Below are 9,515 nucleotides of genomic sequence, written 5' to 3' on the forward strand. Positions count from 1 at the left end.
CCTCGCAACCCATACGCGACACCCTGTGTCATGTATCTCGCTAGAGTTCCCGCATGCGTGCCGATCGGCTGGTCTCGCTGGTGCTCCTGCTGCGGCAGCACGGTCGGCTGTCCGCCACCGCGCTGGCCCGCGAGCTCGAGGTCTCCACCCGCACCGTGCTGCGCGACATCGAGGCGCTCTCCGCGGCCGGCGTGCCGGTCTACGCCGAGCGCGGCCGGAACGGCGGCTTCGCGTTGCTGCCGGGCTTCCACACCGAACTCACCGGGCTGAACCACGACGAGGCGCTCGCCCTGCTGGTCGCCGGTTCGCGCCGCGGCGCGCAGGCGTTCGGCCTCGGACCGCCGCTCGCCTCGGCCATGCGCAAGGTGGTCGACGCCCTGCCCGAGGGCCATCGGGCCACCGCGGCCGGCGCGGTACGGCGCCTGCTCATCGACCCGGAGACCGACCTGCTCTCACGGCGACAGGAGACCGAGGAGGTGCCCGACGCGGTCGTGGCGGAGGTCCGGCGCGCGGTGTTCTCCGGGCACAAGCTGCGCATCCACTACGCGGCCGTCGGCGAACGGGCCACGTGGCGCACGGTGGACCCGATGGGGCTGGTCACCGTCCGCGGCCAGGGCTACCTGCTGGCGGCGCGGTCCGGTGACGACCGCACGTACCGGCTGTCCCGCGTCCTCGCCGCCGAGGAGCTCGCCGAACCGGCGCAGCGACCGGAGCGGGTCGATCTCGCCCGGGCCTGGCAGGAACGCGGCGCGCGGTTCCGGAACGGCGGCGACCAGGTGACCGTACGCCTGCGGATGCGGGCCGCCCGGCGGGAGGAGCTGGTGGGCACGGCACTGGCCGTACGCTCCGAGGAGTCCGGGGCGGACGACTGGTCGCGCCTGGAGGTGACCTTCCAGGACGCGAGGCACGCCGAGTGGGCGCTGTGGCAGCTCGGCGCGGACGCGGAAGCCCTGGCGCCGCAGTGGCTGCGCGACTCCCTGCACGGCCGCGCCGCAGCGATCGCGGCGCGGTACGGAGCGCCGTCCTGACGGTCGAGGCCCCCCACCCGCGTCAGCGGGAGTGGACCCGCAGCAGGGTGTGGCCGGCGACCTCCTCGGTCACGCCCCAGAGGGTGGGGTGGGTGGTCAGGTGGGCGGCGAGGGCGTCGCGCAGGCCGTCGGCCGAGCCCCAGGTGCCGTACAGCTTGCTCTCGGTGAGCACCACCGGCTTGAGGCCGGTGGTGAGGACCGCCTCCCAGGTGGCCGCCGCGACCCCCGGGGTGTGAGGGCTGCGGAAGTCGTCGAGGGAGACCACGCCGTCCTCGGTCAGGAGCTCGCGGGCGGCGGCGATGTCGGCGCGGACGTGGTGGTACAGGTGCGAGGCGTCGATGTGGACGAAGCGGCAGCTGCGGGCCGGCACGTGCCGGGTGATCTCGGAGGAGGAGCCCTGGACCACGATGGGCAGGCGGCGGTGAAAGCGCAGGTAGTTGGCCTCGAACACCTGGCGGGTCAGGGTCGGGTAGTACACCCGCATCTCGGTGGCCGTGGAGTCGTCGGGTGCCTCGCCGGCGTCGAACAGGTCGCAGACGGTGAACCGTTCGCCGTCGGCGGCGTGGTGGCCGAGGACGATGGCGCTCTTGCCCTTGTAGACACCGAGTTCCAGCAGGTCGCCGCGGGGGCCGCGGTCGCGCTGGTGTGTCAGGAGCCAGTCGAAGAGGAACCGGTCGGCGGCGAAGAACCAGCCCTCGACCTCGTCGAGCCGGTCGAGCGTGAGGAGGGGCGGGGCGGTGTCCTGTGCGGTCATGTCTGTCCGGTCCTCGGGTCGGTGTGCGGCGGGGCGTCCACCCCCTGATCAGGGGGCCCGAGGCTACGGCTCCCGCCCGCGTCCCCCTCGTACCCCTCCTCCGCCACGCACAACGTCCACACGGCAGGCGTAATCCGGCCACCGGGCCGCTGTGCGCAACGGGTGGCCGGTGCCTACGAGTCGGCGCTCGTACGGGCCGCTCCCCCGTCGACCGCGCTCCGCTCCTGCCCCTGCCCGCGGGGGTGGTGGCGGTGGCTGAGCGCGGCCACCGCGAGGGTGGTCAGGACGAGGATGCCCGCCGCCTCGACCGCGACGGTGGGGCGGACCAGCTCCCCGTCGGACGATTCCTCGAAGCCGAACAGACCCGTGGTGAGGCTGAGGAAGAGCGCGCCGAGGGTGCCCGCCGTGAACAGCGCGGTGACGGTCGCGACGGGTCCGAGCCAGCAGTACGGGACGGCGAGCAGGGCCAGGGCGAGGAGGACGCCGACGACGCCGTTTAGCAGGAACAGGCCACCGATGGTGGCCAGGTCCCGGTAGCCGTCGGCCCACAGGTAGAGGTGGATCGCGCCCATCGTCGCCGTCAGGCCCGCGGCGGCCACCCGCAGCACGAGCGCGGCGACGCGGCGGGTCCGGTCAGTAACCATTGCCGGGAGAGGTGGGAGTGGCGGGGGTCACCGGGGTGGTGCCGGACGTGTTGACCGGGGCACCGGCCACCGTGATCTCGGTCTTCATGCCGAGGTCCTTGTGCCCGTCGACCGGACAGTAGATCTCGTACTTTCCGTCCTTGAGGGTCACCGTGAGGGTGGTGGACTCACCCGGAGAGATGGTGTTCGAGCGGTTCTCGCCGCCGGGCCCCTCGACCTCCAGGGCGTGCTCGTGGTGCCCGGTGTTCGTCGCGACGAAGGCGTACGTGCCGGGTGTGAAGGTCTGCCGGGACAGCGTGATCCTGAAGTCGGCCAGGTCCGCGGTCACCCGGGTCGCGCCGGCGGGCGCCGTGCTCTTCTGCGCGGGCGGCGGCGGTGTGGTCGTACCGCTGCTCGAACCGCCTCCGCTGCCGCCTCCACAGGCGGCGAGGAGGCCGGCCAGTGCGGTGGCCGACACGGCGAGCAGCGCGCGGGTCCGTGGTTCCCTCATCGTTCGGTCCTCCTGATCGTCCCCCACAGGGGGTACGGCGGGAGACCGCGCGGGGATTGCGGGCCGGGACGGACAATGGGTCCGGGCGATCCTTTCGGGGTCGTCGGACGTATCCCGGGTGTGGGACGCATGGGCCTTCCGCTGGAGCGGGTTCCCGACGAGGCACTGCTCTCCGGTCTCGCCACGGGCGATCCGGAGATCGCGGTGGCGTTCGTACGCCGTTTCCAGCGTTCGGTGTACGGCGTGGCCGTCGCCGTGGTCGGCGATCCGCGGCTCGCGGAGGACGTGGCCCAGCAGACCTTCGAACGGGCGTGGCGGCACGCCCAGGTGTACGACGGCCGGCGCGGTTCCGTACGGACGTGGCTGACCGCGATCGCGCACAACCTGGCGATCGACGCGGTACGGGCGCGGCGCGCGACCCCGGTGGCCCCGGACGACCTGGAGGCGCTGGTGGGGATCGTGTCGGAGACCCCGGAGCGGCGCGCGATCGCGGACGACGATGCCGAGCGGGTCCGGCGCGCGGTGGCGGCACTCCCCCGGGAGCAGGCGCGGGCGCTGGTGATGGCTGGGATCTACGGGATGACGGCGCGGGAGGTCGCCGCCTTCGAGGGCGTGCCGCTGGGCACGGCGAAGACCCGGATCCGGGCGGGGACGATCAAGGTGCGGGCGCTCCTGGAGAGCGAGGGGACGCGGTGAGCGGCATGGAGTGCGAGCGGCTGCGTGAAGCGGGTGCCGAGCTGGCGCTCGGGATCCTTCCCGCGCGCGAGCGGGCCGAGGCGGTGGCCCACCTGGACCACTGCCCGGACTGCCGGGCGTACGTGGAGCGCCTGACGGCGGTCGGGGACGGGCTGCTCGGGCTGCTTCCCGGAGCGGAGCCGCCGGTGGGGTTCGAGAGCCGGGTGGTACGGGCGATGGCGCCGGGCACGGCGTCCCCTGCCCCGTCCGCTCGCGACGCGGCGGCACCCGCGGTGGCGCGGCACCGGATGCGGGGGCGCCGTTTCCGGATCGCGGTGGCGGGCGTGGCGGCGGCCCTGGCGTTCGGGTTCGGCGGCTGGGCGGTGGGAACGGTGGTGGAGGGCGCTCCGGCGGTGGTGGCCCCGGCGGCGCGCGTCCTGGAGGCGGCGCTGGTCGCCCCGGACGGGCCCGGGGGCGGGCGTGAGGTGGGCCGGATCTACGCGCACCCGGCGGACGCCACGGGCGGGAACGGCTGGGTGTACATGTCCGTCGACCTCCTTGACGGACGGGCGGCCGACGGTCCGGTGCGGTGTCTCCTGGTACGGGCCGACGGCTCCGCCGTACCGCTCGGCTCGTTCACCGTCCGGGCCGGTTACGGCTACTGGGGTGCCCCGACCACCGTGGACCCCGCCACGCTGAGCGGTGCGCGCCTGCTGGCGGCGGACGGCACGCTCCTGGCGACGGCCCACTTCGCCGGGGCGGCCGCCGTGGGGCGGCCGGGCGACGCCGGGCCGGCCGCCGGCGCCGCGGAGGTGCGGTCGGCGCACGCCGTAAGGAGGGCGCCGTGATCTCGATGCTCAGCAGGCGGACACAGGGGGCACGGCGTCCGGAGGGGGCAGCCCCTTCACGGAAACCACTGACCTATTCAATAGGCGACATGTAACCTGAATATCGATCAGGGCGGCCAATCGCCCCATCCAGCCTCACACTTGAGAGGAACCACCCCATGGGAATGTCGGCCGAGGACGTGGCCCGCGGACTCTTCACGGTCCTGGCGACCGGCGACGCGGCGCTGGCCGCGGAGGTCGTGCACGAGGAGTTCACCAACCGCGAGGCGGTCGTCTCCCCCGCCGCCTGCTCGCTCCCCGGACCGGCGGGCGTACTGGCGTCGGGCGCGTGGCTGCGCTCCGCGTTCACCGACCTGAGCTTCCCCGTCACCGACGTGGTCCACGACGGCGACCAGGTGTGGATACGGCTGCACATGCGGGGCCGGCACACCGGCCCGTTCGTCCGATACCGCGACGGGGTGCTCAGCGAGGCGATCCCGCCGACCGGGGCCGACATCGACTCCGAGCAGGTGCACGTCCTGCACCTGCGGGACGGCAGGATCGTCCGGCACGAGGCGATCCGCGACGACCTGACCCTGCTCGGGCAGCTCGGCGTCTTTCCCCCCGGCCCCACCGTCCCGCTCATCGCCGACTGGCATGCGAGCGGGCGCGCCGTCCGCGCCGCCGTCATGGTCGCCGAGGCCGCCGAGCGAGCGGCGGCCACCGCCCGCGAGCGGGAACGCGGCTGAGGCCGACACCTGTGAGACCCGTCGCTCCAGGAGGCGACCGGAGGGTTCGGCGAGGGTGCCGTGGTCGGCGATCTTCTCGCCGCGCAGCCAGGTGGAGGTGACGACGTCGTTGAGGGTCCTGCCCGCGTAAGCGGTGATCCGGTCGCAGTGCTGGAGCTCCGCCGGGTCGACCGTGAAGGCGGCGTCCGGGGCCAGGACCCCGAAGTCGGCGTCCCGGCCCGCCTCGATCGCACCCTTGCGGCCGAGACCCGCGAGGCGAGCCGGGGCCTCGGACATCCAGCGGACCACGTCCGTCAGGCACACATACGACGAGCCCGGATCTCGGAGGAGAGACCCGGGCTCGTCCGGGGATCAGCGGTGCATCAGCGAGGATCAGCGGTTGGGCTCCTGCATCGTCACGCAGTGGGCCCCACCGCCGCCGTTGCCGTAGAGGTTGTCGAGGTTGAGCTGGACGACGGGGCGGCCGTACGCGGCGGCGATCGCCGACTTGGCCGCCGCGTCCTTGGCGGTGTCGCCGAACTGCGTGGTGATGATCGCCTGGTTGGTCACCGTCCAGTTCATGTAGGAGCTGAGGAAGTCCGCCCGCTGGCCCGACGGGATGCGGGGCAGGATGTCGGGTCCCTGGATGGTGAGGACCTGGAGCCGGCGGCCCCTGGCGTCCGTGGCGTTGACCAGGACGTCACGGATGGCCTGCGCGTTGGCGGTCCAGACGTCGGGACGCACGGCGCCCGCCAGCTGCACCATCACCACGCCCGGCCTGATGTAGCGGGCGGTCCCGTCGATGTGCCCGTCGGTGACGTCCTGCCCCTTGACCCCGGGCAGCCAGATCATCTTCGAGGCGCCGAAGCGGGACAGGAGCTCCGCCTCGATCTGGGCGCGCGACTTGCCGCGGTTCCGGTTGTTGTTCACCCAGCAGCTCTCGGTGGCCATCAGGGTGCCGTCGCCGTCGTACTCGATGCCACCTCCCTCGCCGACCACGGACGCGTTCGCGAAGGAGACGCCGGCGTAGGCGGCGACCTTCGGGGCGACCGTGCGGTCCTTCGCGTACGCGGAGGCGGGGAGGCCGTAGAAGGTCGTGGCGTTCTCGCCCCACGCGTTGAAGTTCAGGCCGAAGGCGTCCATGCCGCCCGCCCCGTCGACCCGGAACAGCGGGCCGGTGTCCCGCATCCAGCAGTCCGAGACGGGGATGGAGCTGATGACCGTGACGGTGGAGCCGCACGCGGCCCTCGCCTGCGAGGCGGCCGACGAGCCGTCCGCGCACATGATGACCGGTTCGTACTTGGCGACTTCCTTGGCCAGCTTGGCGATGTCGGCCTGGATCCTGGACAGCAGGTTGCCCCAGATCGTGGAGCTGGAGGGCCAGGCCATCCAGGTCCGCAGGTGCGGGGCGTCCTCACCGGGGACCCGCCAGGACGCGGCCATCGCCGGCTGGATGCCGCCGAGGACGGGCCCGGCCGCCAGGGCGGCCGCGGCCGCTCCGGTTCTGGCCAGGAGGGTTCTGCGGCTGATGCCGGGGCGCTCGCCGTCGTGCTCTGACTTCACGTGGTGCTCCTTCTCTCAAAGGTTCTGTACGTGCAGGCGCGGGGTCGCTCAGTGGAGTGGGTCCAGCAGCCCCTCCTCCCGGACCATCCGGCGTTCGGTGGCCAGATCGAGAGTTCGGGCGAAGGCCCAGTAGAGGCCTCCGGCCGCCGGCAGGCCGACGAGAACCGAGCAGTCGACACCGCCGAGGCGCTCCGCGACGGGCCCGACGAAGAGGCCCGTGATGACCATGAACGGGGCCATGCAGGCCAGACCGATCACGTAGGCGAGGTTTCCGCGCCAGCCCCATCGGCCGTAGATTCCGCGCGGGTTGAAGATCTCCTTGACGACGTACTGCCCCCGGCGGACGAAGAAGAAGTCGACCAGGTTGATGGCCGTCCAGGGGATGAACAGGTACGTCAGGACCACCACCACGTTGGCGAAGAACCAGTTGAACTGGTCGATGCCGACGAGGGTGGACACCGTCCCGACGGCGGCCAGCATGATCCCGATCGTCGCGACCCGGATGGTCCGCGTCGGCTTGACCGGTCGGAACGAGTCCACGATCGAGATCATCGTGAGGCTGCCGCCGTACTGGTTGATCGCCATGATGGAGAGCAGTCCCACCAGCAGGACGACGACCGCGACCGTGCCGAACCCGCCGAACAGCCGGTCGGCCGACAGCTTCAGGGCGGTGACCGGATCCGTGCCCCCGGGGGCGCCGGCCGAGACCACGGCACCGAGGACGAAGACCCAGGTCCCGGAGACCGCGCTCGGCAGGTACGTCCACCAGAAGGTGCTCCGCACCGGGACGTCGGGTCTCAGGTAGCGCGAGTAGTCCGAGACGTACGGCGCCCAGCCCAGCTGGAAGCCGGCGACGAAGACGAACACGAGCATGAACGGCGCGAGTTCGAAAGGGCCGGCCTCCCAGACGCCTTCGGGCAGCCCGCCGCCGAACAGCGCGGAGGCGGTGACGGCCGCGGTGATCACGACGAAGGGCCAGGTGAGCCACTTGTTGAGCCGGTGGATCCACGCGTACCCGAAGAGGGCGATCACGGTGGCCACCGCGGCGGCGAGCAGGTACCCGAGGGTGTTGGGCATCCCGGTGAGCAGGTTCATGGCCTGCCCCGACAGCAGGGCGTCGGAGGTGTTGAAGGCGACGTAGTTGACCAGGGCGAACACCCACACGGTGAGCGCCGCGCCCAGGTAGCCGAACTGGGGCCGGGACTGGACGAGTTGGGGCAGGCCCAGCTGGGGCCCCTGGGCCGAGTGGAACGCCATGAAGAACGTCCCGAAGAGCGAGCCGAGCACGGTGGCGACCACCGTCCACATGAGCGAGGCCCCCATGGACAGCGTCACGACGCCGGTCGCGAGTCCGGTGAGGTTGAGGCTGCCGACGAACCAGATGGCCCCGACGCTCGACGGTTTGCCGTGCCGTTCCGAGAGGGGCACCCAGTCGATGGAGTGCTGTTCGATGCCCGCGTGCGGTGCGGAGTCATACGCCGGCGAGTCAACTGGCCCCATGTGGGCTCCTGTTCAGGGGTGCGTCGATGAATCCGTACAGCGCCGCGGGAACCGCCGCGCTGTACGGTGCGCTCACCCTAGGGATTGACTTAAATTTCAGTCAATGACTGGGACGCAACTCTCTGACGAGAATTTCAGCTGCGTGGTCACGCGACGGGCTGCTGCTGGGTGACGCAGTGGATGCCGCCGCCGCCCGTGCCCAGACGGTCGATGTTCAGCTGCTCGATGTACCGGTCGGGGTACAGGCGCTGCAGCGTCGCCCGGGCCGCCTCGTCCGCCCTCGTGTCGCCGAACTGGGCGGAGATGACCGCGTCGTTGCAGAGATAGAAGTTGGCGTAGGAGGCGAGGAAGTCCCGGTTGGTGGAGCGGATCCTGTTGTAGTCGGGGCCCTGGAGGCGCATCACGTCCATGGCCCGGCCCTTGGCGGTCGTCGAGGCGGACAGGGTGCTGTACTGCAGGCGGGCGTCGCGGGCGTAGGCGTCGTTGTCGGCGGCGACGGGCATCTGGACCAGTGCTTCGCCGTGGGCGAGGAAGCGGGAGGTCGCGTCGACGTGGTCGTCGGTGATGTCCTGGCCCTTGACGCCGTCGAACCAGATGACCTTGGACGCGCCGTACGCGTCGCACATCGCCGCCTCCAGCTGACGCTCCGACATCCCGGGGTTCCGGTTGCGGTTCACCAGGCTGCTGCGGGTCGCCATCAGGGTGCCGGCGCCGTCCTGTTCGATGGCGCCGCCCTCGCCGACCAGGTCGGCGTAGGTGAACGGCACGCCCACGTGGGCGGCGATCCGTTCCGCGACGAGCGCGTCCCGGTTGTGGGCCTGCTTGTCGCCCCAGCCGTTGAAGTTGAGGCCGATGGTGTCGAGGCCGCCGTAGCCGTCGGTGCGGAAGACGGGGCCGGTGTCGCGCATCCAGCAGTCGTCGACGGGGATGGAGCTGACGACGGTGACGGTGGGGCCGCACATCGTCCGGGCCTTGGCGGCGCTCGCGGAGTTGGCGCACAGGACCACGGGCTCGTACTTGGCGATCGTACGGGCGATCAGCGCGATGTCCGCCTGGACGCCGCTCAGCTTCCCGCCCCATATCGCGCCGCTGTCCGGGAAGGCCATCCAGGTCCGGGTGTGCCGGACGTCCTCGACGGGCACCCGGAAGGTGCCCGGCGCCGCGGTGGCCTTGTCGGGGAGGGCCGTCGTGGCGAGGGCGGCGCCCGCGGCGGTGAGGCCGGCCGCAGCGAGGAACCGGCGCCGGTTGAGGCCCGGGCCCGCGTGGCGGGCGACGGTGCGTTCGTTCATGGTGTGACCTCCTGTGT

At 72.1% G+C, this 9,515-nt stretch carries 10 protein-coding genes and 1 pseudogene; 4 read left to right on the forward strand and 7 right to left on the reverse strand.

The annotated features are described in order from the left end of the window. The first annotated feature begins 53 nt into the window (after window positions 1–53). Window positions 54–1,028 carry a helix-turn-helix transcriptional regulator gene (locus ACN9MM_RS02175; protein ID WP_426362031.1) on the forward strand — a complete coding sequence of 325 codons (975 nt, stop codon included), beginning with the start codon at window positions 54–56 and terminating at the stop codon, window positions 1,026–1,028. Between the two features lie 22 nt (window positions 1,029–1,050). Here ACN9MM_RS02175 and ACN9MM_RS02180 read toward each other — a convergent pair whose 3' ends face one another. The 3 genes from ACN9MM_RS02180 to ACN9MM_RS02190 form a co-directional block, all read right to left on the reverse strand. Continuing rightward, window positions 1,051–1,782, reverse strand: coding sequence for a class I SAM-dependent methyltransferase (locus tag ACN9MM_RS02180; RefSeq protein WP_426362032.1), 732 nt, complete (start codon window positions 1,780–1,782; stop codon window positions 1,051–1,053). A gap of 173 nt (window positions 1,783–1,955) precedes the next feature. Further along, entirely contained in the window at window positions 1,956–2,426 is a 471-nt protein-coding gene (locus tag ACN9MM_RS02185; protein ID WP_426362033.1) for a hypothetical protein, read from the reverse strand. Next, window positions 2,416–2,916 carry a plastocyanin/azurin family copper-binding protein gene (locus ACN9MM_RS02190; RefSeq protein WP_426362034.1) on the reverse strand — a complete coding sequence of 167 codons (501 nt, stop codon included), beginning with the start codon at window positions 2,914–2,916 and terminating at the stop codon, window positions 2,416–2,418. Before ACN9MM_RS02190 ends, ACN9MM_RS02185 begins: the two co-directional genes overlap by 11 nt. Before the next feature lie 129 nt (window positions 2,917–3,045). On the opposite strand from ACN9MM_RS02190, the gene ACN9MM_RS02195 reads away from it, so the two are divergent. The 3 genes from ACN9MM_RS02195 to ACN9MM_RS02205 all read left to right on the forward strand — a co-directional run bounded on the left by ACN9MM_RS02195 (window position 3,046) and on the right by ACN9MM_RS02205 (window position 5,167). After that, window positions 3,046–3,612 (forward strand): RNA polymerase sigma factor, encoded by a 567-nt coding sequence (locus ACN9MM_RS02195; RefSeq protein WP_426362035.1) that lies wholly within the window; start codon window positions 3,046–3,048, stop codon window positions 3,610–3,612. A gap of 5 nt (window positions 3,613–3,617) precedes the next feature. Next, a complete protein-coding gene (locus ACN9MM_RS02200) occupies window positions 3,618–4,439 on the forward strand; it encodes a hypothetical protein (RefSeq protein WP_426368638.1) in 822 nt (273 codons plus the stop codon). 158 nt (window positions 4,440–4,597) lie between these two features. Beyond that, complete coding sequence (locus tag ACN9MM_RS02205; RefSeq protein WP_426362036.1) at window positions 4,598–5,167, forward strand: ester cyclase; 570 nt, start codon at window positions 4,598–4,600, stop codon at window positions 5,165–5,167. 21 nt (window positions 5,168–5,188) lie between these two features. On the opposite strand, the pseudogene ACN9MM_RS02210 reads toward ACN9MM_RS02205, so the two are convergent. From ACN9MM_RS02210 to ACN9MM_RS02225, 4 genes and pseudogenes are all read right to left on the reverse strand, one after another. Next, window positions 5,189–5,464: pseudogene (locus ACN9MM_RS02210) on the reverse strand (amidohydrolase family protein); the annotation flags it as partial. Between the two features lie 75 nt (window positions 5,465–5,539). Beyond that, window positions 5,540–6,709 (reverse strand): agmatine deiminase family protein, encoded by a 1,170-nt coding sequence (locus tag ACN9MM_RS02215; RefSeq protein ID WP_426362037.1) that lies wholly within the window; start codon window positions 6,707–6,709, stop codon window positions 5,540–5,542. 48 nt (window positions 6,710–6,757) lie between these two features. Beyond that, window positions 6,758–8,209 (reverse strand): purine-cytosine permease family protein, encoded by a 1,452-nt coding sequence (locus ACN9MM_RS02220; RefSeq protein WP_426362038.1) that lies wholly within the window; start codon window positions 8,207–8,209, stop codon window positions 6,758–6,760. A gap of 146 nt (window positions 8,210–8,355) precedes the next feature. Continuing rightward, on the reverse strand, window positions 8,356–9,498 hold the full coding sequence (locus ACN9MM_RS02225) for an agmatine deiminase family protein (RefSeq protein ID WP_426362039.1): 1,143 nt from the start codon (window positions 9,496–9,498) through the stop codon (window positions 8,356–8,358). Window positions 9,499–9,515: the final 17 nt, after the last annotated feature.

The sequence above is a fragment of the Streptomyces sp. E-08 genome (assembly GCF_049913095.1).
Classification (GTDB): Bacteria; Actinomycetota; Actinomycetes; order Streptomycetales; family Streptomycetaceae; genus Streptomyces.